24 protein-coding genes are annotated in these 21,714 nt (G+C 69.0%); 5 read left to right on the top strand and 19 right to left on the bottom strand.

Features of this window, described 5'->3' with window-relative positions; genetic code table 11:
* Window positions 1-372: hypothetical protein (locus EV137_RS40425; RefSeq protein ID WP_202870834.1), on the top strand; the 372-nt coding region annotated here is incomplete at its 5' end.
* A 158-nt stretch (window positions 373-530) separates the two neighbouring features.
* Here EV137_RS40425 and EV137_RS07410 read toward each other — a convergent pair.
* From EV137_RS07410 to EV137_RS07415, 3 genes are all read right to left on the bottom strand, one after another.
* Entirely contained in the window at window positions 531-1,964 is a 1,434-nt protein-coding gene (locus EV137_RS07410; protein ID WP_238175150.1) for an MFS transporter, read from the bottom strand.
* Window positions 1,965-2,290: 326 nt separating this feature from the next.
* Complete coding sequence (locus tag EV137_RS40430; protein WP_166679729.1) at window positions 2,291-2,452, bottom strand: hypothetical protein; 162 nt, start codon at window positions 2,450-2,452, stop codon at window positions 2,291-2,293.
* Window positions 2,453-2,472: 20 nt separating this feature from the next.
* Complete coding sequence (locus tag EV137_RS07415; RefSeq protein ID WP_134127369.1) at window positions 2,473-3,183, bottom strand: TetR/AcrR family transcriptional regulator; 711 nt, start codon at window positions 3,181-3,183, stop codon at window positions 2,473-2,475.
* Between the two features lie 117 nt (window positions 3,184-3,300).
* Here EV137_RS07415 and EV137_RS07420 point away from each other — a divergent pair, with 117 nt between their 5' ends.
* Entirely contained in the window at window positions 3,301-4,752 is a 1,452-nt protein-coding gene (locus tag EV137_RS07420) for a DHA2 family efflux MFS transporter permease subunit (protein ID WP_134127371.1), read from the top strand.
* On the opposite strand, the gene EV137_RS40435 is transcribed toward EV137_RS07420, so the two are convergent.
* From EV137_RS40435 to EV137_RS07430, 3 genes are all read right to left on the bottom strand, one after another.
* On the bottom strand, window positions 4,739-4,885 hold the full coding sequence (locus tag EV137_RS40435; RefSeq protein ID WP_166679730.1) for a hypothetical protein: 147 nt from the start codon (window positions 4,883-4,885) through the stop codon (window positions 4,739-4,741). The two genes, EV137_RS07420 and EV137_RS40435, sit on opposite strands and share 14 nt — an antisense overlap.
* An 81-nt stretch (window positions 4,886-4,966) precedes the next feature.
* Window positions 4,967-5,323 carry a HesB/IscA family protein gene (locus tag EV137_RS07425; RefSeq protein ID WP_130446795.1) on the bottom strand — a complete coding sequence of 119 codons (357 nt, stop codon included), beginning with the start codon at window positions 5,321-5,323 and terminating at the stop codon, window positions 4,967-4,969.
* 148 nt (window positions 5,324-5,471) lie between these two features.
* Window positions 5,472-6,566: a glycerate kinase family protein gene (locus EV137_RS07430; protein WP_134127373.1), complete on the bottom strand. Its 1,095-nt coding sequence runs from the start codon at window positions 6,564-6,566 to the stop codon at window positions 5,472-5,474.
* A gap of 219 nt (window positions 6,567-6,785) precedes the next feature.
* Here EV137_RS07430 and EV137_RS07435 point away from each other — a divergent pair, with 219 nt between their 5' ends.
* A complete protein-coding gene (locus tag EV137_RS07435; RefSeq protein WP_134127375.1) occupies window positions 6,786-7,187 on the top strand; it encodes a VOC family protein in 402 nt (133 codons plus the stop codon).
* Window positions 7,184-7,834 (top strand): deoxyribonuclease V, encoded by a 651-nt coding sequence (nfi, locus tag EV137_RS07440; protein WP_134127377.1) that lies wholly within the window; start codon window positions 7,184-7,186, stop codon window positions 7,832-7,834. The genes EV137_RS07435 and nfi overlap by 4 nt, the downstream gene beginning before the upstream one ends.
* 6 nt (window positions 7,835-7,840) lie before the next feature.
* Here the strand turns inward: nfi and EV137_RS07445 are convergent, their stop codons facing one another.
* The 8 genes from EV137_RS07445 to EV137_RS07480 all read right to left on the bottom strand — a co-directional run bounded on the left by EV137_RS07445 (window position 7,841) and on the right by EV137_RS07480 (window position 16,092).
* Entirely contained in the window at window positions 7,841-8,476 is a 636-nt protein-coding gene (locus EV137_RS07445) for an SRPBCC family protein (RefSeq protein WP_134127379.1), read from the bottom strand.
* Complete coding sequence (locus tag EV137_RS07450) at window positions 8,473-9,327, bottom strand: FAD binding domain-containing protein (RefSeq protein WP_134127381.1); 855 nt, start codon at window positions 9,325-9,327, stop codon at window positions 8,473-8,475. The genes EV137_RS07445 and EV137_RS07450 overlap by 4 nt, the downstream gene beginning before the upstream one ends.
* On the bottom strand, window positions 9,324-11,735 hold the full coding sequence (locus EV137_RS07455; protein WP_134127383.1) for a xanthine dehydrogenase family protein molybdopterin-binding subunit: 2,412 nt from the start codon (window positions 11,733-11,735) through the stop codon (window positions 9,324-9,326). Before EV137_RS07455 ends, EV137_RS07450 begins: the two co-directional genes overlap by 4 nt.
* Complete coding sequence (locus EV137_RS07460) at window positions 11,732-12,241, bottom strand: (2Fe-2S)-binding protein (protein WP_134127384.1); 510 nt, start codon at window positions 12,239-12,241, stop codon at window positions 11,732-11,734. The genes EV137_RS07455 and EV137_RS07460 overlap by 4 nt, the downstream gene beginning before the upstream one ends.
* Before the next feature lie 85 nt (window positions 12,242-12,326).
* A complete protein-coding gene (locus EV137_RS07465; RefSeq protein WP_134127386.1) occupies window positions 12,327-13,514 on the bottom strand; it encodes an XdhC family protein in 1,188 nt (395 codons plus the stop codon).
* Window positions 13,507-14,595, bottom strand: coding sequence for a vWA domain-containing protein (locus tag EV137_RS07470; RefSeq protein ID WP_134127388.1), 1,089 nt, complete (start codon window positions 14,593-14,595; stop codon window positions 13,507-13,509). The genes EV137_RS07465 and EV137_RS07470 overlap by 8 nt, the downstream gene beginning before the upstream one ends.
* A 7-nt stretch (window positions 14,596-14,602) precedes the next feature.
* Window positions 14,603-15,478: an AAA family ATPase gene (locus tag EV137_RS07475; protein ID WP_133999108.1), complete on the bottom strand. Its 876-nt coding sequence runs from the start codon at window positions 15,476-15,478 to the stop codon at window positions 14,603-14,605.
* A 38-nt stretch (window positions 15,479-15,516) separates the two neighbouring features.
* Entirely contained in the window at window positions 15,517-16,092 is a 576-nt protein-coding gene (locus EV137_RS07480) for a nucleotidyltransferase family protein (RefSeq protein WP_166679793.1), read from the bottom strand.
* 82 nt (window positions 16,093-16,174) lie between these two features.
* Between EV137_RS07480 and nadA the strand changes: the two genes are divergently transcribed.
* Window positions 16,175-17,356, top strand: coding sequence for a quinolinate synthase NadA (nadA, locus tag EV137_RS07485; RefSeq protein WP_134127391.1), 1,182 nt, complete (start codon window positions 16,175-16,177; stop codon window positions 17,354-17,356).
* Window positions 17,357-17,635: 279 nt separating this feature from the next.
* On the opposite strand, the gene EV137_RS07490 is transcribed toward nadA, so the two are convergent.
* The 5 genes from EV137_RS07490 to EV137_RS07510 form a co-directional block, all read right to left on the bottom strand.
* Complete coding sequence (locus EV137_RS07490) at window positions 17,636-18,823, bottom strand: glycosyltransferase family 4 protein (protein ID WP_134127393.1); 1,188 nt, start codon at window positions 18,821-18,823, stop codon at window positions 17,636-17,638.
* Window positions 18,823-19,239: an FAD synthase family protein gene (locus tag EV137_RS07495; protein ID WP_133999116.1), complete on the bottom strand. Its 417-nt coding sequence runs from the start codon at window positions 19,237-19,239 to the stop codon at window positions 18,823-18,825. Before EV137_RS07495 ends, EV137_RS07490 begins: the two co-directional genes overlap by 1 nt.
* Window positions 19,239-19,964 (bottom strand): CDP-alcohol phosphatidyltransferase family protein, encoded by a 726-nt coding sequence (locus EV137_RS07500; protein WP_133999119.1) that lies wholly within the window; start codon window positions 19,962-19,964, stop codon window positions 19,239-19,241. Before EV137_RS07500 ends, EV137_RS07495 begins: the two co-directional genes overlap by 1 nt.
* Window positions 19,961-20,398, bottom strand: a complete 438-nt coding sequence (locus EV137_RS07505; RefSeq protein WP_238175151.1) for an adenylyltransferase/cytidyltransferase family protein — start codon at window positions 20,396-20,398, stop codon at window positions 19,961-19,963. Before EV137_RS07505 ends, EV137_RS07500 begins: the two co-directional genes overlap by 4 nt.
* A 61-nt stretch (window positions 20,399-20,459) precedes the next feature.
* On the bottom strand, window positions 20,460-21,665 hold the full coding sequence (locus EV137_RS07510) for a glycosyltransferase (RefSeq protein ID WP_134127397.1): 1,206 nt from the start codon (window positions 21,663-21,665) through the stop codon (window positions 20,460-20,462).
* Window positions 21,666-21,714 lie beyond the last annotated feature (49 nt).

Genomic DNA, 21,714 nt, shown 5'->3' on the forward strand with positions numbered 1-21,714 from the left:
GGTCAGGTCGTCGGACGGGTCGCCGGTCAGGTCGTCCGACGGGTCGCCGGTCAGGTCGTCGGCCGGTCGGTCGTCGGTCGGTCGGTCGGTCGTCGGTCGGTCGTCGGTCGGTCGGTCGTCGGTCGGTCGGTCGTCGGTCGGTCGGTCGTCGGTCGAGTCGCCGGTCAGGTCGTCGGACGGGTCGCCGGTCAGGTCGTCCGACGGGTCGCCGGTCAGGTCGTCGGCCGGTCGGTCGTCGGTCGGTCGGTCGGTCGTCGGCCGGTCGGTCGTCGGTCGGTCGGTCGGTCGTCGGTCGGTCGTCGGTCGGTCGGTCGTCGGTCGGTCGGTCGTCGGTCGGTCGTCGGTCAGGTCGCCGGTCAGGTCGTCGGCTGAGCCGTCGGACGGGTCGTCGGACGGGTCATCGGGCGAGTCATCGGGCGGGTCATCGGTTGAATGGCCGGCTGCTGGGTTTGGCGGGGTCGGATCCGCGCTTTCCGGAAACTTTTTCGCGCTGGGTGGCGAATTGTTTCCGGAGAGCGCGGATCCGCGGGTCAGGCCTTGGCGTGGGCCGGTTCGAGGGCGACCGGCGGCGGGGCGTCCTCGGTGCCCGGGATCTCGGTGCCGTTGAGCGGGCACCGTGACGTCTCGGGGACCTTGGCGAGCGCGAGCGCACCCACGACGCAGGCCGTCATCATGTAGTACGCCGGCACCAGCGAGTCACCCAGCTTCGACGTCAGCCAGTCGTTGACCGCGGGCGCCGTACCGCCGAACAGCGACGTCGACACGTTGTACGCGATCGCGAATCCGGCGTACCGGACATGCGTCGGGAACATCGCCGGGAACGTCGCGGAGATCGTCGCGAGCTGCGGCACGTACAGCAGTCCAAGAACCGCGAAGCCGATGATCGCGCCCGCGACGTTCGTCCCCATCAGCAGGAACATCGGGACGCCGAACACGAACAGGCCGCCCAGCGACGCCCACCACAGTGGCTTGCGGCCGAGCCGGTCCGACGCGCGCCCGGCGAACGGGACGAAGATCATCATTGTCAACATTCCGATGATCGGCACGATCAGCGATTCGTCCGCGCTCAGCCCGATCTCTTTCTCGAGGTACGTCGGCATGTACGTGAGCAGCGTGTAGTTCACGACGTTCAACGCGATGACCATGCCGCCGAGCCTCAGGATCGGGGCCCAGTAGACGGCGAGCAGGTCCTTGAACTGGGTCGTCGTCTCCTGCTCCTTCTGACCCTTCGCCTCGAGCTCACGGAACACCGGCGTGTCCTCCAGCCGCGACCGGAGGTAGACGCCGACCAGACCGAGCGGTGCGGCGACCAGGAAGGGCAGCCGCCAGCCCCAGGCGTGCATCGCGTCGTCGCCGAGCACCAGCGAGAAGCCGAGCATCAGCAGCGCGCCGAGCGAGAAGCCGGCCAGCGTCCCGAACTCCAGGAAGCTCCCGAGGAACCCGCGCTTGCGGCTCGGCGCGTACTCGGCCATGAAGGTCGCAGCGCCGCCGTACTCGCCACCGGTCGAGAAGCCCTGGATCATCCGCAGCAGGACGAGCAGGATCGGCGCCCAGAGCCCGATCGAGTCGTACGAGGGGACCAGACCGGCGAGCAGTGTCGCGCCGGACATCATCAGGATCGTGATCGCCAGCACGTGCTTGCGGCCGAGCCGGTCGCCGAGCGGGCCCCAGACCAGGCCGCCGAGCGGGCGGACCAGGAACGAGACGGCGAACGTCATCAGCGCCAGCAGGGTCTGGCTCTCGGTGTCGCCCGGGAAGATCGCGGCCGAGATGTACGTCACGCCGTAGGCGTAGATGCCGTAGTCGAACCACTCGGTCGCGTTCCCGATCGCCGAGGCGGCGATCGCTTTCCTGAGCACTCCGGGCGGCTGCTCCTGTTCGGTCGTGGTCACAGGCGGCCGGTCCTGGGCGCGTTCACCCTGCGGAGGCTCGGCGCTCGCAGGCGGCGGGATCTCGGAGTCCACGGTTTCCTCCTGTCGTCATACGGCCTGACCCGAGTGCCCACCCGCAGACAATCCACACGCCCCACGGGATCAGGTCGTAGTTTTGTTGACAATCCGAAGGTTAGCCATGTGCAATCGTGAACCACAAGCGATCACTACCGCTCGATCACGCCAAATCGTTCAAGCCCGCTTCAACGCCGCACCAACTCCATTGACCGCCACTCGGGGCCGCTCGGTCCGTTAGTGCCGGAGTCCCTCGGCGTCGCTCGGTGCCGCTCGGTCCGTTCAGCGCCGGAGTCCCTCGGCGCCGCTCAGTTCCATTCAGCACCGAAGCCCCTCGGCGCCACTCAGCCCTCGGTGCCACTCAGCCCCTCGGTGCCACTCAGCCCCTCGGCGCGGCTCAGCCCCTCGGCGCGGCTCAGCCCCTCGGCGCGGCTCAGCCCCTCGGCGCCGCTCAGCCCCTCGGTGTCATTCAGTTCCGCTCGGCGCCGCTCAGCCGCTCGGTTCATTCGGTGCTGTTCGGTGCCGTTCAGTGCAGCTCGGCGAGTGAGGCGAGGCCGGCTGTGATCACCGCAATGCCGAACTCGAACCGGTCATCGCCCGCAGCGCCGGCCGTCAATGGGCCTGCGAGCGCCATCGTGAGCGGGAACCGGTCGGCCGGCAGCGAGGCGAAGTAGGACCGCAACCCGTCGAGGAACCGCTCGATATCCTCGGGGCTCCACTCGTCCGCCCGTTGCACGTTCTCCTCGAACGCCACAGCAGTCACGTACAGCGGGATCAGGTCGACCGCCCAAGCGACGGCCTGATCCGGCAGCCCGCCGGCCTTGAGGATGCCGAGCAGACACTCGGTGGTACGCAGCGCGGCCTCCCCCAGCGGCACGGCTCCGATCGCGGCCCGCGCCACACCGGGCATCGTCCGCATCGCGCGCAGCATCTCGCGCATCGCTTCCTTCAGCTGCTCCTGCCAGCGCTCGGGATCCGGCGGCGAGGGCAGGTTCATCGCCTGGGCGGCGCGGTCTACCAGGAGCTGATCGAGCTCCTTCTTGTTCGCGACATGCGCGTACAGCGAGGCGGGACCGGTGTGCAGTTCCTGCGCAATCTTGCGCATCGAAACCGCCTCGTACCCCTGGTCGACCATCACCCGCAGGGCAGTGTCGACAATCCGCTCCCGGTTCAGCGGCTCCTTGGCCGGACGCACGGGCTTGGAGGGACTGATCGGCTGCCACGGCGATTGGGTCATACGAACCACTGTAGCGAACGCCGTACTTGACGGGAACACCGTTCGAGCATAGAACAGTGTTCGTCAACGAACACCGTTCGCCAAATCAAGACCTCAGTTGACCCAAAGGAGCCACCTATGAGCGCCACCGCCGTACAGACCTCACCCGACACCACGCCCACCCCACGCGGTACGCCGTACCGCTGGCGCTGGCTCGTGGTCGCCACCATCCTCGTCGCCGAGATCATGGATCTTGTCGACGCGACGATTGTCAACATTGCTGCTCCGTCGATCCGGGCGGACCTCGGCGGCTCCGAATCGGCCATGCAGTGGATGCTGGCCGGCTACACGCTGGCCTTTGCGATCGGGCTGGTCACCTTCGGCCGGCTCGGAGACCTGGTCGGCCGCCGGCGGCTGTTCGTGATCGGCGCCCTCGGGTTCACGATCGCGTCCGCGGTCTGCGGGCTGGCCACCAGCCCGGAGTTGCTGATCGGCAGCCGGGTCGCGCAGGGCCTCCTCGGCGCGGTGATGATCCCGCAGGGCTTCGCGATCCTGAAGTCGATCTTCCCGCCGGACGAGATCGGCAAGGCGTTCGCGATGTTCGGCCCGGTGATGGGACTGTCCGCAGTCGCCGGCCCGATCCTGGCCGGCGTACTGATCGACGCGAACTGGTTCGACGCCGGCTGGCGGACGATCTTCTTCATCAACGTCCCGATCGGGATCGCCGCCCTGGCGGGCGCGCTGCGCTTCATGCCCGAGGTCAAGACCCCCGGAGCGTCCCGGCTGGACGCCATCGGCGTGATCCTGGTCAGCCTCGCCTCCGGCCTGCTGATCTACCCGCTGGTGCAAGGTCGCGAGCTCGGCTGGCCGTTGTGGACAATCCTGATGTTGACCTCCTCGGTCGCGGTCTTCGCGCTGTTCGGCTGGCGGGAGCGCCGGTCCGGCAACCCGGTCATCGACCCGTCGCTGTTCCGCAACCGCGGGTACGTCGCCGGCCTCGGCGTCATCACCACGTTCTTCCTCGCGATGAACGGCTTCATGTTGGTCTTCAACCTGTTCACCCAGCTCGGCCTGCACTACAGCCCGCTGAAGGCGGGCCTCGCGATGGTGCCGTTCTCGCTCGGGATCGCGATCGGCGCGCCGCTGTCCGCGGGCCTGCTCGCCCCGAAGCTCGGCCGCAAGGCGCTGCAGCTCGGCATCGCGGTGATGACGGTCGCGATGGTCGGCGTGTGGTTCACCCTGCACACGCACGGCGACGCGACCACGATCTGGAACCTGGTCCCGGCAACGCTGGCCACCGGCATCGGCGCCGGCATGGTGTTCGCGCCGCTGTTCGACATCATCCTGGCCTCGATCGACGACCAGGCCGCGGGATCGGCGTCCGGCGTATTGACCGCCATGCAGCAGTACGGCGGTGCGATCGGAGTCGCCGTGATCGGCACTGTGTTCTTTCAACTGCTGCCGACCCACGCCTTCCTGGGTGCGACCAAAGCCTCGGTCCTGGTCGCGATCGGGCTGTTCGTCGTCAGCCTCGCGGTGTCGTACCTACTCCCGAGGCGCGCCCGGGAGGAGAGCGTCAGTCACGGCTGACGAACCCCTCCTTCACCAACCAGTCCATGGCGACGTCGGCGGGCACACGTCCGTCGACGTCGACCTGCGCGTTGAGGTCGATCAGCACCTTCCCACACGGGGCCGATCCGTACCCAACAAGCGTTGGATTCACACATTGGAACGATCGCTACGGAAGTCTGGACATGCCGAAGCCCCTGGTCGCCTGCCGGCGGCCAGGGGCTTCGGGGTCAGCTCAGTTGAACGAGTCGCCGCAGGCGCAGGAGCCGGTGGCGTTCGGGTTGTCGATGGTGAAACCCTGCTTCTCGATGGTGTCGACGAAGTCGATCGACGCACCCTTGAGGTACGGAGCGCTCATCCGGTCGGTGACGACACTCACACCACCGAAGTCGGCCACCACGTCGCCGTCGAGCTGACGCTCGTCGAAGAACAGCTGGTACCGCAGCCCGGAGCACCCACCCGGCTGCACGGCGACCCGGAGCGCGAGGTCGTCGCGGCCTTCCTGGTCGAGCAGCGCCTTCACCTTGGCGGCGGCCCCGTCGGTGAGGAGAACACCCGTGGCAACGGCCTGCTCGGTCTGCGCTTCAGTCATTCCTGACTCCAGTCATCTGCTCAAGTGCCGACGTACAGCTGCGTCGGCACGGAAGTCTCTTGTCAACACAGGCCAACATCACCCGACCCGCGCTCATTCCCATGGTCGCACACCAATTTCGCAGATCAACTACCCCGTCAGAGGGTGGTCACCGGGCCCAGGTGCGGGCGACACGCTCCGCGACCGCGGCCAGTGAGCCGTGCGGATCCGCGAACGCCTGGTCCTCGCCGACCGCGTCGACCAGCGCGTACGCCGACTCGACACCCATCGAACGCATCTCCCGGGAGCCGATCAGGACCTTGCCCGCGAGTACGACGCAGGGGCGCATCGCGTCGTTCGCGATCTTCGCAACGCCCGCGATCACCTTGCCGTCGCGGGACTGGAAGTCGAAGGCCCCTTCACCGCTGATGACCAGATCGACCTGCGACGCCTTCTGCTTGAGCCCGGTCAGTTCCGCGACCAGATCGATCCCGGAGACCCGCTCGGCGCCGAGCAGCAGCAGCGCGTACCCGAGCCCGCCCGCGGCACCCGCACCCTTCTTGTCCGCGGTCTTCCGGTCGGCCAGCTCCGCGAAGTGCGTCAGCCAACCGTCGACCTCCGGCTTGCGCTCGTCCGAGATCCCCTTCTGCGACCCGAACACATTCGTCGCACCCCGCAACCCCAGCATCGGGTTCTCCACATCACTGGCCGCAACGAACTCGACCCCCGCGACCCGCTCCCGAGCCGGCCCCAGATCCACGGACCCCAGCCCAGCCAGGCCCGCGGCTCCGCTGTCCAGCTGACCGGACTCCGCGGTCGCACCGAGCGCGGCGAGCAGACCTGCGCCGGCATCGTTTGTTCCCGAGCCTCCGAGGCCGAGGATGATCCGCTTCGCTCCGGCGTCCACGGCTGCTGTGATCAGCTGCCCGACCCCGTACGTGCTGGCCTCCTCAGGACGCCGCTGCTTCGGCTCCACCAGGTGCAGCCCGCACGCCTGCGCGGTCTCGATGTACGCCGTCTCCCCTGCCAGCAGCACCGTCGCCGGAGTCTCCTCGCCGAGTGGACCGCGCACAGTGACCGACAGCAGCTTCCCGTCGACCACCGCGGACAGTACGTCGATGAACCCTGGACCACCGTCGGCCATCGGCGCGACCAGGACCTCAGCACCCGGGTCCCGGCGCCGCCACCCTTCCTCGATGGCCGCCGCAGCCTCCACAGCCGTGAGCGTCCCCGCGAACTTGTCCGGCGCAATCAGAATCCGCATGCGCACATCCTCCCTCACAGCACCTGCCGGTCGGGCGCCCCGTCCAAGTCCGCCAGCGTGCTTGGCGGGCCTAACGACAGGACGTAGTCATATACGTACACCGCACCGCCCGTCTGAGCAGCCCGCAAACCCCCTGCGATCACCGGACACCTCCTGTCGTTAGCGCTCAGGGAGCACGCGGATTGACGGGGCCTGGAGAGGACAGTTGGATCGTTCGGCATGAAGACAATCCTGTTCGCGCTGCGCGTGACCGACCTCGAGCGTTCACTCGCCTTCTACGACGGGGTCGGGTACGTCAAGCTCGCCACGATCCCGTTCGAGGACGGCTCCAGCCTGGTCTGGCTCCGCTTGCCGGACGAGCCGTCCGTGTCGCTCGAACTCGTCCACCGCCCCGCGGACGGCCCGGTCGAGGTGGGTGGGTTCGCGCACTTCGCGATCGAGGTCGAGTCACTCGCCGACACCCTCACCCGCCTCATGGCGGCAGGTCTGCACCCCGGCGCCGCCGAACTTCCGGGCGGTCCCGACGGCCCGAAAACCTCTTGGCTGCTCGACCCGGACGGCTACCGCATCGAGCTCGTCGAGTGGCCGCCCGGCGGCGCTCCCACCCCGGACAACCCGTGACCGAGTGGCCGGCCACACCGGCCGAGGCGATCGCCGTACAGGAGAAGCTGCGGGGGCTTGTCGAACCCACGGACGCCGGCAAGACACCGCGGTACGTCGCCGGCCTCGACGTCGCGTACGACGGTGACCGGCTGGCGGCCGCTGTCGTGGTACTGGATCGGGAGACGCTCGCGGAGGTTGATCGCGCGGTCGTGAATGGTGTGACGACGTTCCCGTATGTGCCGGGCTTGTTCGCGTTCCGCGAGGTGCCCGCCTTGCTCGCCGCGCTGGAACAGCTCACGATCACGCCGGAACTGCTGGTGTGCGACGGGCACGGGATCGCGCATCCGCGGCGGTTCGGTCTGGCGTGTCACCTCGGCGTACTCACGAAGCTGCCGGCGATCGGTGCCGCGAAGACGACGTTCGTCGGGACGCATCGCGAGCTCGCGGAGGAGCGCGGCGCGTGGGCTGAGCTGGTCGATGGCGGGGAGGTTGTCGGTGCTGCGGTGCGGACGCAGGACGGGGTGAAGCCGGTGTATGTGTCGGTGGGGCATCGAGTGCGGTTGGAGACCGCGATCGATCACGTGCTGCGACTGGCGCCGCGTTATCGGTTGCCGGAGACGACGCGGCGCGCGGACCGGGCGTGCCGCGAAGGGCTGCTCGGCTGACTCCCGTCAGCGGCGGAGCAGGCGGCGGAGGAGTAGGGCCAGGGTGGCTCCGATCAGGTAGGGGGCTGCGCGGCGCGCCAGGGCGGGGACGAGTGTGGTGCCGAGGTCCAGCGGGACAGCGTCGGTGTCCGGTGGGGCGCTGGTTGGCGATGACTGCTGTGCGGAAGGCTCGGTTGCCGCCGGGGGTTCTTCGGCAGCCGTGCTCAGCTTGGTGGTCAGGCAGGCGGTGAACTGGGCCAGGAGTTTGTCGGACACGTCCTGGATCAGTCCGCGGCCGAACTGGGCCGGGCGGCCGGTGATCGTGAGGTCTGTGTCGACGGCGACCTCGGTGACCCCGGAGTCCGTGCCGGTCAGGCGGGCGGTGACCCGAGCCGTCGCCGTACCGTTGCCGCGCTTGTCCTTGCCCTTGGCCTCGATCACGGCGTGATGGTCGGACTCGTCCCGCTCGAGGAACGTGCCGGTGCCGTTGTACTGCAGCGACACCGGCCCGAGCTTGACCTTGCACGAGCCGGTGAATTCGTCACCCTCGTGCGTCGCCAGGGTGGCGCCGGGGAAACACGGCACCACCCGTTCGAGGTCGTTGAACGCGGCCCAGGTCTCCTCCACGGGCGCCGGTACGACGAACCTGTGCTCGAGCTTCACGCCGTACCTGCCGCGGCCAGGACCGCCCGCCGGGTGAGCACCGTGGCGAGATGTCGCCGGTAGTCCGCGTCACCGTTGAGGTCGCTCCCCGGTGACGTCCCGTCCGCCGCCCGCGCCGCAGCCTCGCGAACGGCCTCCGCGGTCGCGGGCTGCCCCACCAGCGCAGCCTCGACCGCAGTCGCCCGGACCGGGGCCGGGCCCATGTTGCCGAGACCGACCCGCGCTTCCGCGATCGAGTCGCCGTCCAGCCGTACCGCGGCCGCGACCGAGACGATCGACCAGGCCTGCGCGACCCGGTTGAACTTCTCGTAGTGCGCGCCCCACCCGGTGTACTTCGGCACCCGGACCTCGACCAGCAACTCGTCCTCGCCGACCGCCGTACTGAACATGCCCTGGAAGAACTCCGTGGCGGGCACCGTACGCCGGCCGTCCGCCCCGGCGATCACGAACGACGCGTCCAGCGCGACCGCGACCGCGGGCAGGTCCGCCGCCGGATCCGCATGCGCCAGCGACCCGCCGAACGTCCCGCGGTGCCGGACCTGCGGATCCCCGACCGTTGCCGTGGCCAACGAAATCAGCCGAGCGTGCTCACTGACCAGCGGATCCGACTGCACCGTACTGTGCGGAGTCATCGCGCCGATCACCAGCGCGTCGCCGTCGTCCCGCACGCCGTGCAGCTCGTCGATCTTCTGAATGTCGACAATCACCTCAGGGGCCGCCAGCCGCAACCGCAGCGCCGGCATCAGGCTCTGCCCGCCCGCCAGCACCTTCGCGTCGTCGTGCTCGCGCAGCAACCCGAGCGCCTCGTCCACGCTCGTCGGGCTGAAGTACTCGAACGCCGCCGGAATCATGACCGCGCCTCCTTCTGCTGGGCACCTTCCTGGGCACCTTGCTGGATCGCCTTCCAGACCCGGTACGGAGTACACGGCATCTGCACATCCGTGACCCCGAGCGGCCGCAACGCGTCGACAATCGCATTGACGACAGCCGGCGTCGACGCGATGGTCCCGGCCTCGCCGACGCCCTTCACGCCCAACTGGTTCGTCGTCGCGGGCGTCTCGGTCCGCGCCGTCTCGAACGCCGGTAGATCCGGCGCCCCCGGCACCAGGTACTGGTCGAACGACCCGGTGACCAGCGTCCCGCCCTCGTCGTGCACCGCCTCCTCGAACAGCGCTTGCGCGATGCCCTGTGCGAGACCGCCGTGCACCTGCCCCTCGACGATCATCGGGTTCACCACCACGCCGACATCGTCGACGCAGACGTACGAGCGGATCTTCGTCGCACCGGTCTCGGTGTCGACCTCGACCGCGCACAGATGCGTGCCGTGCGGGAACGAGAAGTCGTCCGGGTCGAGAGTCGCGTCGGCGTCCAGGCACGCTTCGGCCGAGCCGTCCAGCTTGTGCCCCTGGAAGACCGCGAACGCGAGCTCGGCCATCGTCATCCCGGCGTCGGTCCCGCGCACGCCGTACCGTCCGCCGCTGAAGTCGAGGTCGTCCGCGTTCGCCTCCAGCAGCTGCGCCGCGATCGGCTTCGCCTTCTCGATCACCTTGTCCGCGGCGGCCAGCACCGCCATGCCGCCGACGGCCAGCGACCGCGACCCGTACGTGTCCAGCCCGCGTACGGCGACCTGCGTGTCTCCGTGCAGTACCTCGACATCCTCGAACGCCACGCCCAGCCGGTCCGCGACCAGCTGGCTCCACGCGGTCTCGTGTCCCTGGCCGTGCGGACTCGTCCCGGTGACGACCTCGACCTTCCCGGTCGGCAGCATCCGTACCGCGGCGTGCTCCCAGCCACCGCCGACGTACCCCATCGAACCGAGCCACCGCGACGGGGCCAGGCCGCACATCTCGGTGAACGTCGAGATGCCGATCCCGAGCTGCACCGGGTCGCCGGACTCGCGCCGCTTGCGTTGCTCGGCCCGCAGGTCGTCGTACCCGAACAGCTGGCGCGCCTTCGCGGTCGCGGCCTCGTAGTTGCCGGAGTCGTACCGCAGCCCGGACACCGTCGAGAACGGGAACTCCTCGTGCTTGATCCAGTTCCGCTCGCGGATCTCGAGAGCGTCGACGCCGACCCGGGCGGCGAGCTCGTCCATCAGCCGCTCGATCGCGTACGTCGCCTCGGGGCGGCCGGCGCCGCGGTACGCATCGGTCCACGTCTTGTTCGTGAACACGTTGGTGATGCCCAGGTGGTACGCCGGGAACTTGTAGATCCCGTTGTACATGAAGGCCCCGAGCAGCGGGATCGCCGACGTGACCAGGCCGAGGTACGCGCCCATGTCGGCGATCAGCTCGACCTTCAGCCCGGTGACCGTGCCGTCGGCGTTCGCGGCCAGCGTGACCTGCTGCCACTGGTCCCGGCCGTGGTGCGCGACCATCAACGACTCGGACCTGGTTTCGGTGTATTTACAGGGCTTCCCGGTACGCCGGGCCGCGATGACCGTGAGTACTTCCTCCGGGGTGAACTGCAGCTTGCCGCCGAAACCGCCGCCGACGTCCGGTGCGATCACCCGGATCTTGCTCTCGGGGATGCCGAGCACGAGCGCGATGAAGATCTTCACGAAATGCGGTACCTGGGTCGATGACCAGACGGTCATCTGTTCAGTTGTCGGATCGACGACAATCGACCGCGGCTCCATGAACGCCGGGATCAGGCGCTGCTGGCGGAACTCCTTCTCGATCACGATGCCGCCGTCGCGGGCGGCCCCGATCGCCGCCTCGACGTCGCCACCGGTGCCCGACTCGGCCGAGTCGTACGACCACACCGCGGACACGTTCGTCCCGAGGTCCGGATGCGCGATCACCTCGTCGCGGGCGGCCGCCTTGAGTTCGAGGGCTGGTTCGAGCTCCTCGTAGTCGACGTCGACGAGGTCGGCGGCGTCGTTCGCCTCGGCCGCAGTACGGGCGATGACCATCGCGACGATCTCACCGGCGAACGCGACGTGGTCGACCGCCATCGACGGATGCACGGGCGCCTTCTGGTCGGGGATGACGGCCCACGCGTTCGGCAGCGCGCCCTGCTCGTCGGCGATGTCGGCACCGGTGATCACGGCAACGACACCGGACGCCGCCTTGGCCGCCTCGGTGTCGATCGCCGTGATCCGGGCGTGCGCGAACGGGCTGCGCACCATCGCGAGGTGCTGCAGGCCGGGCAGCACGATGTTGTCGGTCCAGCGGGTCCGGCCGGTGATCAGCCGGGCGTCCTCCTTGCGCCGGCGCGAGGCGCCGATCTCGGTCGCCGGGCGTTCCTCGGTGGCGGTCATTGCGCACCTCCGACCGCGCTGTGCTGGGCTGCTGCGGGTGCTGCGGGTGCCGCAGCTGCTGCCGCCTGGACGGCCTTGACGATGTTCTGGTAGCCGGTGCAGCGGCAGAGGTTGCCCTCGAGCCCGTGCCGGATGTCCTCGTCGCTCGGATTCGGATTGTCTGCAATCAGATCGATGGATTGCATGATCATGCCTGGCGTGCAGTATCCGCACTGCAAGGCGTGGTTCTCGTGGAAGGCCTGCTGCATCGGGTGCAGCTCGCCGTTCGTCGCGAGCCCTTCGATGGTGGTGATCTCATGACCGTCGGCCTGGACCGCGAGCAACGAGCAGGACTTCACACTCCGCCCGTCCAGGTGAACCGTGCAGGCGCCGCAGTTGCCGGTGTCGCAGCCGACCACAGTGCCCGTCTTCCCCAGTTGCTCGCGCAGATACAGCACGAGCAGCGTGCGCGGCTCCACCTCGTCGGTGAAGCTGCTTCCGTCGACCTTGACCGTGATCCGGGTCATCGCCCCGCCTCCAGATGTCAGCAATCGCCGTACTTTTGATCCTGCTCCTGTTGTGATGTGGACCACAAGAGTCGGTCAGTGCTGATCAGTGGTGGATCGGCCCCGCTGCCGCGGAGAGTCGTTGCCCGGCGCCACCCCACCGCTGGGCGATGATCTCGGCGGCGATGCTCACCGCGGTCTCCTCCGGTGTCCGCGCGCCGAGGTCCAGACCGATCGGGCTCGCGAGTCGCGCCACCTCTTCCTCGGTCAGCCCGGCCTCCCGCAACCGCTTCAGCCGGTCGTCGTGCGTACGCCGCGATCCCATCGCGCCGATGTAGGCGACCTGCGGCAGCCGCAACGCGACCTCCAGCAGCGGTACGTCGAACTTCGGGTCATGCGTCAGTACGCAGATCACCGTCCGGTCGTCGATCCGGCCGGCCGCCACCTCACCGGACAGGTACCGGTGCGGCCAGTCCACGACCACGTCGTCCGCGGACGGGAACCGCGACGCGGTGGCGAACACCGCCCGCGCGTCGCACACGGTCACGCGGTACCCGAGGAACGACCCGAGCCGCGCGACCGCCGCCGCGAAGTCGATCGCCCCGAACACCAGCATCCGCGGCACCGGCGCGTACGACGACACGAAGACCCGCATCCCTTCTCCCCGCCGCTGCCCGTCCGGCCCGTACTCCAACGTCTCCGATCGTCCGTTTGCCAACAATCCACGCGCATCATCTAGCACCGCATCATCAGCCCGATCCGACCCAAGACTTCCCCGCGCCGCCGCACCCGCCCCAGCGCCGCTCGCCTCCGCGCTAGCAGTGCTAGCTCTCGGCGTCGGGGTCTCGGTGGTCGGCTCTGGACGGATGATCAGGCGGCGGCCGACCCTCTTCGGGTCGGGATGTGCGACGACCGTCGCGACCGCGACCGGGCGGCCGTCGGCGATGTCCGCTGCGACCTCCGCCAGTTCCGGGAACGTCGTACGGTCAACCTTCTCGACGAACACGTCGATGATGCCGCCGCAGGTGAGTCCGACCGCGAACGCCGACTCGTCGCTCACGCCGTACCGCTGCAGCACGGGCTCGCCCGACTCGAGGATCTCCTCGCCGAGCTGGTACACCGCGCCCTCGACGCACCCGCCCGACACGCTGCCGACCACCTCCAGCTCAGGGCCGACCAGCATCACCGCACCCGGCGGCCGGGGTGCCGAGTCGAACGTCGCGACAACGGTGCCAACGGCAACCGATTCGCCGGCCTGCCACCACGCCAGCAACTTGTCGAGCACGTCACGCATCCGCCACCACCTCCAGGAGTTCGGCGAAGCTGGCCAAGCTGTGCCCGGCAACGAGGTCGTCCAGGTGCGGCAGTACGGCGACGATCCCGGCCTGCACCGGCTCGTATCCCCGCTTGCCGCGATGCGGATTCAGCCACACCACCCGATGCGCCAACCCGGCCAGCCGCTGCAGTTGCGCACCGAGCAGCGACGCGTCGCCGCGCTCCCACCCGTCACTGCACACCACGACGACGGCCCGTCGCGCCGTACCGCGTTGACCCCAGCGATCCAGGAACACCTTCAGCACCTCCCCCAGCCGTGTCCCACCCGACCAGTCCGGTACGACGTCCCCCGCCAACCGCAACGCGAACTCAGGATCGCGGCGCCGCAGGGCCGGGGTGACGCGGGTGAGCCGCGTGCCGATCGTGAAGACCTCGACCGACCGCGGCGCCTGCTGGACCATCACGTGCGCGAGCCGCAGCAGACTGTCGGCGTACGGGCGCATGGAGCCGGAGACATCGATCAGTACGACGACGCGCCGCGGCCGGACGCTCCGGCGGCGGTAGCGGACACGGCCCGGTTCGCCGACCTGGCGCAGTTGGGCACGCAACGTGCGGCGCGGGTCGATCTCGCCGCGATGGGACGGGCGGCGACGATTCGCGCGGCGCATCGGGGTCTGCGGGCGGAGGGTCCCGAAGAGGCGGGCGAGTTCGGCGCGGTCGGCGGCCGACAGTTCGGCGACGTCGCGGTGCCTGAGGACTTCCGTCGTACTGGCGGAGACGTTGAGAGTGTGGTCGCCCTCGGTCTCGTCGGCGCCTTCGCCGAGGTTGGCCTGAACGGAGGGCTGTGGGGTGCGGCTCGGGACGACGCCGCGCGATCGGTCGCCGGTGAACCAGGCCGCGAACACCTCGTCGTACCTCGCGGTGTCGTCGGGGCCGCTGCAGAGTGCGGCGCGGCCGGCCCAGTACACGTCCGCGGTCAGGGTGGCGTCGAGAGAAGCAACGGCTTGCAGGAAGAGGTGCACCCGATCGGCCGTGACCGCAAGTCCGGCGTGCCGAAGCGCAGTAGCAAACCCTGCAAGCGCCAGATCTGGAGCTGCCATTGGGGTCTCAGCTCGCCAGCAGGCGGTCGAGGGATTCGCGGACGCGGTCGGTGTCCTCGCGGTACTTGAGGACCGCCCCGAGGGTCGCGGCTGCCGTCTCGACATCGAGTACATCGGCGCCGAGCGCATCGAGCGCGCGCGCCCAGTCGAGCGTTTCCGCGACACCGGGCGGCTTGAGCAGATCGAGCTCACGCATCCGCTGCACCGATCGAGTGACCTGCTCGGCAAGCCGCGCGGACACCGCAGGCAGCCGGGTCCGGACGATCTCGATCTCGCGTGCCAGACCCGGATGGTCGATCCAGTGGTACAGGCACCGTCGCTTGAGCGCGTCATGCACCTCGCGGGTCCGGTTCGAGGTCAGCACGACGATCGGCGGCACCTCAGCGGTGATCGTGCCGAGCTCCGGAATCGTCACCTCGTACGTCGAAAGCACCTCGAGCAGGAACGCCTCGAACTCGTCGTCGGCACGGTCGATCTCGTCGACGAGCAGTACGGCTGGACTTTCGCGGAGGGCCCGCAGTACCGGACGGGACAGCAGGAACCGTTCGTCGAAAAGGCTCTTCTCGACCTCTTCGACCGCCGCGTCGGAACTGGTCGCCTCGACGGTGCGCAGATGCAGGATCTGGCGCGGAAAGTCCCAGTCGTAGAGCGCCTGCGAGGCGTCGATGCCCTCGTAGCACTGCAGCCGGATCAGGTCCAGGTCGAGCGCCTCGGCGATGGCGCCCGCGAGCGAGGTCTTGCCGGTGCCCGGCTCGCCTTCCAGCAGCAACGGGCGATGCAGCGCGAGCGCGAGATACCCGACCGTGGCCAAGCCCTCTCCGGCTAGATACCCGGTCGCCCGCAGACACTCGGCAAGCTCAGCCGCCGAGCCGACGGCACTCACTCCTTCAGCATTCACCCACTTCCCACGGTTGCCAACCCTCACCCGTGCCCCGGCGGGAGCTCCCCGACCGTGTCGACGTCCTCCCCGTCACCCACATCCCCGCACTCGACCAGGACCACCTCGTGTTCCCGCAGGTAGCCCCGAGCCCCCTCGTCGCCCCGCGCCGACGCGATCACCCCGTCCCAATGCGCCCGCCCGATCAGCACCGGATGCCCCGGCACACCCCGGTACGTCGCCCGCACCAGAGCGTCCTCGCCGACGCGGTCCGCAACCCGCCGTACAGCGGCCGCCGTCAGCCCCGGCACGTCCACCGTCGCCACGAGTACCGCGTCCGACAACGTGTCAGTTGAGCGAAGGCCCGCACGGAGGGACGCCCCCATCCCCTCGTCCCAATCGGTTGCCTCGACAACCTCGACCGGCTCGTCGGACAGTTCCGCGCGCACCTGATCCGCGGACGCTCCCACGACCACGACAACGGGCGAGCAGCCGGCCTCGGTGAGTAGACGGGACGTACGGACCACCCACGTCACCCCGTCAGCGTCCCGGACGAGCGCTTTCGGCGTACCCATCCGCCGCCCGGCCCCCGCGGCGAGCACCAGCCCCGCGATCTTCACACCAGGACTGTACTGATTTCACACTCTGAGCAGTGACGTGCCCCACGCGGCGCACCGCGATCGGCGTGCGACGATATCTGACGTGACGACGATCGCAGACGGCTCGAAGTCCCTTCCGTTGCTGTTCCTCGGGCAGAACACCGACCCGCACTCCGAGCGCGGTGTCGAGTGCCCGGGCGCGCTCCCGCCGGCGTCCGACCCGGACCTGGTCGAGCGGGCGCTGAAGGCGAAGGCGGCGCTCGGTGACCAGGTGTTCGTGCTCGGGCACCACTACCAGCGCGACGAGGTGATCCAGTTCGCGGACGTCACCGGTGACTCGTTCAAGCTCGCCCGCGACGCGGCGGCCCGCCCGGACGCGCCGTACATCGTGTTCTGCGGTGTGCACTTCATGGCGGAGTCCGCGGACATCCTCACCAACGACGAGCAGACGGTGATCCTGCCGGACCTCGCGGCCGGCTGCTCGATGGCGGACATGGCGCGCATCCAGCAGGTCGAGGCCGCGTGGGACGCGCTCGCCGACGCCGGCGTCGCGGACGTGACGGTGCCGGTCACCTACATGAACTCCAGCGCCGACATCAAGGCGTTCTGCGGCCGCAACGGCGGCGTCGTGTGTACGTCGAGCAACGCGGAGACCGCGCTCAACTGGGCGTTCGAGCAGGGCGAGAAGGTGCTCTTCCTCCCGGATCAGCACCTCGGCCGCAACACCGCCGTACTGCAGCTGGGACTGTCGCTCGACGACTGCGTGGTCTACGACCCGCACAAGCCGAACGGCGGCCTCACGAACGAGCAGCTCGCGGCCGCGAAGATGATCCTGTGGCGCGGGCACTGCTCGGTGCACGGCCGGTTCACCCCCGAATCGGTCGACGACGTCCGCTCGCGGGTCCCCGGCGTGAACGTGATCGTCCACCCCGAGTGCCGCCACGAGGTGGTCACGAAGGCGGATCAGGTCGGCTCCACGGAGTACATCATCAATGCCCTGGAAACCGCCGAACCCGGTACGTCGTGGGCCGTCGGCACCGAGCTCAACCTGGTCCAGCGCCTCGCGAAGCAGCACACCGACAAGAACATCGTCTTCCTCGACAAGACGGTCTGCTACTGCGCCACGATGAACCGCATCGACCTCCCGCACTTCGTCTGGGCCCTGGAGAACCTCGTAGCCGGTCACGTCGTCAACCCCATCAAGGTGGACGCCGACACCCAGCACTACGCCAAGGTTGCCCTCGACCGAATGCTCGCCCTCCCCGGCAAAACCGCCCGCGACTGAGCTTCACCCCCTCCCGCGTTCCGGTCGGCGTCAGGCGGCCTGGCCGGACTGGGCGAACGCTTGCCGGAGGCTCGTTGCGAGCCGCACTGGACGGTCGAGCTGTGATGCTTCCGGGCCAGAACTCGGTCAGTTCCAGCAGACGACGTACCCCCTCCTCACCCGTCCGCTCGGAGTGCCGCGTCGATGCTCACGACAGCCTGCTCGAACGACGTCGTACAGGCGGACTCGACCGCCGCACGGGACGCGCTCGTTGCCAACCGGGCGCCTGCGGGGGTGGGGTTAGCGGGAGACGAGGGCGGGGGTGTACCAGTCGGCCAGGAGGTCGGGGAGGCGGTCGGGGCCCCAGCGGTCTACTGGGGTGATTCGGCCGCGTAGGGAGGCGAGGCCCTTCGCGAGTTCGCCTACTACGTCGCCTTGCCAGGGGACGGTGACGCCTTCGTCGGGGCCGACGATGACGGCGGGGCCGCCGCGGTTCACGCAGACCACGGGGCAGCCGGAGGCGAGGGCCTCGGTGACGGCCCAGCCGGCGGCTTCGCGGAACGCGGGGGCAAGGAGGGCGTCGGCGCGGAACATGGCCGCCAGCACCTCCTCGCGAGGCAGGGCGCCCATGAACTCGACACGATCGCGAACACCGAGCTGCCAGGCCAGGCTCTCCGCGCGTCCCCAATCGGGACCGTCGCCGATGATCCGCAGCTCCCAGTTGGCCGCCTCTGGACGGGCGAGCGCGCTGATCGCGAGCAGCACGCCCTTCCACGGGATCAGCCGCCCGACGAACAGCGCCGTCTTCACACCGGGAGCACCGAACGGCTCATAAGGACCGGACGCGGTGAAGCGCCGGATCGCCACGTTGGGCTGGACCACGATCTCGCGAGCGTACGGCGCGAACGCCTCCGCCACATCGTTGTTCTGGGCAACCATGAGGTCGGCGGTCCGCGCCATTCGCCGCCCGGTCGCGCGGCGCCGGAGCCCGGTGTACGCACGGCGTACCAGCTCCCCCACCACACCGCGCGCGCCGAGCCAGTGCGCCATCGACAGCGGCGCGCTCGTCGACCCGCCGACCGGTCCCCAGATCACCTTGGCGGACGACGGTTCGACCACGCCGGCGCCCATCCAGTCCACCGCGAAGGTCAGGTGATGGATCACGTCGAACGACTGCTCCGCATGCAGGCGCCGCGCCGTACGCCGAGCCAGTCCCTGCCACAGCGGGTAGTACCAGTACACGTCCGAGGGCCGTCGCCGCAGCCGCAGAATCCAGCGAGGCAGCTCGAGCGGTACGACGGTCAGACCGGGCACCGGCCGCGCCGCGAGCTCTTCCTCGATCTCGTGCACGAACTTGCCCCGGGTCAGCAGCCAGACGTCGTGGTCCCGCGCCGCCGCCTTGGCCCACGCCCACCCGGCGCCCGGCTCGGAGCCGCCCGTCGGCCGGCAGGCGTACGCGCTGAGCAGTACCTTCGGCCGGCCGTACATCAGCTCATCCCCTCCAGGAGCCTGCGCAGATCCGTGCTCGAGGTGGAGGCGGTGTACGGGAAATAGTGCACCTGTGCGCCGACCTCACCCAGCAGTCTTTCCAGTCTCTTCCCCTTTTCCGTTCCCTTCCAGTCATCGCCCTTGAAGAGAACGTCGTACCGCAGCTGCTGCCACATCTCGAACTTGTCGCTCGACCAGTCGCTGACCACCTCGTCGACAAGGTCGAGCGCCCGGATGACATCCATCCGTTCCTGGTGCGGAACCACCGGCGGCCGGCCCTTGATCCGGGTGACGACATCGTCCTCGACGACCCCCGCGATCAGGTGGTCGCAGTACTCGCGGGCGCGGCGCAGGATGTTCAGGTGCCCGATGTGGAACATGTCGTACACCCCGGGTGCGTACCCGACGATCGCCATCAGGCGCGCACCCCCAGCGCGGCCATCTCCCGGTACCACTTCCGGACCGCGGCCGCGAGGAACAGGACGTTCAGCACCAGCAGAGCGCCGTACAGCACGACGAACAACGACGGCGTACCGAAGGCGAGGAAGACCAGGCACAGTACGCCGTAGTCGGTCGGTGCGATGAGCAACGACTTCACCACGGAATCGCCGCGCACGTTGGGTTTCGAGGAGGCGTCGTGCCGCCGGCGGAGCTGGTCGATCAGGATCAGCCCGAAGAACAGCACCGACGACACGCAGACGTACGCGAGCGGGACCAGCAGCACCAGATCGTTGTCAAAGGCATCGAAACGGTAGAACGAGATCAGTACGGCGCTGTGCAGCAGCACGATCTTGACCGCGTCGATCATGTGGTCGAGCCACTCCCCCAGCGGGGACCCGCCGCCGCGCAGCCGGGCCAGCTGCCCGTCCGCGGAGTCCAGCCCGTACCCGAGCACGAGCAACAACGTCACCGCCAGCGCCAGGCCGAGTGACGGGCGCACGCAGGCCAGCAGCAGGATCCCGACGAGCGAGCAGAACCCGGACGCGAGGCTCACCTGGTTCGGCGTCCGCCTCCCGAGGAACGCGGCGGCCGCGAACACGCGCCCGATCCGCCGGTTCACGAATCGTGAGTACGCCGGCGTACCGGCCGACGGCTTCTGCGCCCGGGACAGCTGCGCGACGGTGTCTCGCAGCCCACTCATGCGACGTTCGAACTGCGGGACTGCCGCTGGTCGATCGCGGCACGCAGGATCGGGCTGCGCGAGCCGCGGCCGGCGGGCAGGACGGTGATCAGCCCGGCCGGAATCCCGTCGAGCTCGTCCACCCCCAGCACGCCGTCCGTGGCGCCGGCAGCGAACACGGTCTGTACTCCCAGTACGCCGGTCAGCCAGTCGGACCGTACGTCGTCCACGGCAACCACCTCGTCGACGCAGCGCAGGTGCTCGAGGATCTGTGCCCGCTCGAGCAGCGGCACGAACGGCCGCCCGCCCCACGCGTCCAGCGCCCAGTCGTCGGACAGCACCGCCACGACGAGCCGGTCGCAGTGCCGCCGCGCCCGCTCGAGCACGTCGACATGGCCTACGTGAAACAGGTCGAAGACTCCAGCGACGCAGCCGACCCGGGGCACACTGCCCACAGTTACATCCCCCAACGCGAACTCCTGAATTCCGTCTGGAACGACGCTGCCCCCTGCGTCTTCATACCCGTGGTTCCGTGCGCGCCCGGCCGCTGGCGGAGTGCCGGGCGATCGCATCGGTGTAGATCCTTTCCATGGCCACCAGGTCACGCTCCGGTGTGAAGCGCTCCAAATAGACCTGACGGGCTCGTTCGCCGAAGGCTATCGAAGTCTCGGGATCAGCCACCAACCCGATCGCCTTCCGCAATCCTTCCGGATCGCGGGGCGCGGTCAGTACACCGGATTCGCCGTCGTCGACGAGCTCCGCGAGCGCCCCGAGCCGGGACGCGACCACGGGCACCCCGTGCGCGAAGGCCTCCACCACCACGAGCCCGAAACTCTCATACGAACGGGCCGGTACGACGGCGGCGCGCGCAGACCGCAGCTGGTCCATGCCGTCCGCCCAGGGCAGTTGACCAAGCACCTGAATCGACAGGTCTTTCCGGGCGCGTTCCTCGGCCCCCGCCCGCAGCGGACCATCGCCCACCACCACCAATCGGCCGAGCGACGCGTCCCACGCCTGCAGGAGATCCGCGAACCCCTTGTCCTCGCTCAACCTTCCGAGAAACACCACCGCGTCCCCCGCGCCGCTGCGTACCGCACCCGAATGCGGTACGGCGTGCGGCTTCACCACGAACCGCTCCGGATCGAACCCGGCCGCGGCGTACCGGTCCCGCACGAGCTCGGACGGTACGACGAACGTCCCGACGTACCGCTGCCACGTGTGCAAGGCGTTGTGCACGCCGATGCTCGTCGCCAGCGGCAACGTCTGCACCCGCGAATCGCGGTAACAACCGTGCTTCACGGCCGCCAGCGGCACCTTCCCGATGCACGACTCACACGGCCCGCCGTCACGCTGCAGGACACCGTTCGCACACAGCAGCCGGAAGTTGTGCAGCGTTGCCACGACCGGGAGGTCCAGCCGGTACGCCGCCCGCAGCACTGAAGGGCTGAACAACGGGAAAGTGTTGTGCACATGCACCACATCGGGCCGCTGCGCCTGCAATAGCTGTGTTAAATCGCGTTCCGCCGAAAATGACCAAACGGAGCGAAACGGTAACAGAGCGCGATCTTTTCGCCCCATCTCGGCGATGTCGTCGCTGTTTCGGGCGTAAAGGTCGACTTCATGTCCTGAGTTACGCAACAAATCAACCGTTTGCGCGACAACCGTGTTCTCACCGCTGGGTTGACCGGTCCGGTAACGGTTGTGCAACATGGCGACCCGCATGGCACTACCTTAAGTCCCCGAGTAACTACGCCTGGTCTCGCCCGCTCCC

Origin of the sequence: Kribbella pratensis (genome assembly GCF_004366075.1) — a bacterium.
In the GTDB taxonomy this organism is placed as follows: Bacteria; Actinomycetota; Actinomycetes; order Propionibacteriales; family Kribbellaceae; genus Kribbella; species Kribbella pratensis.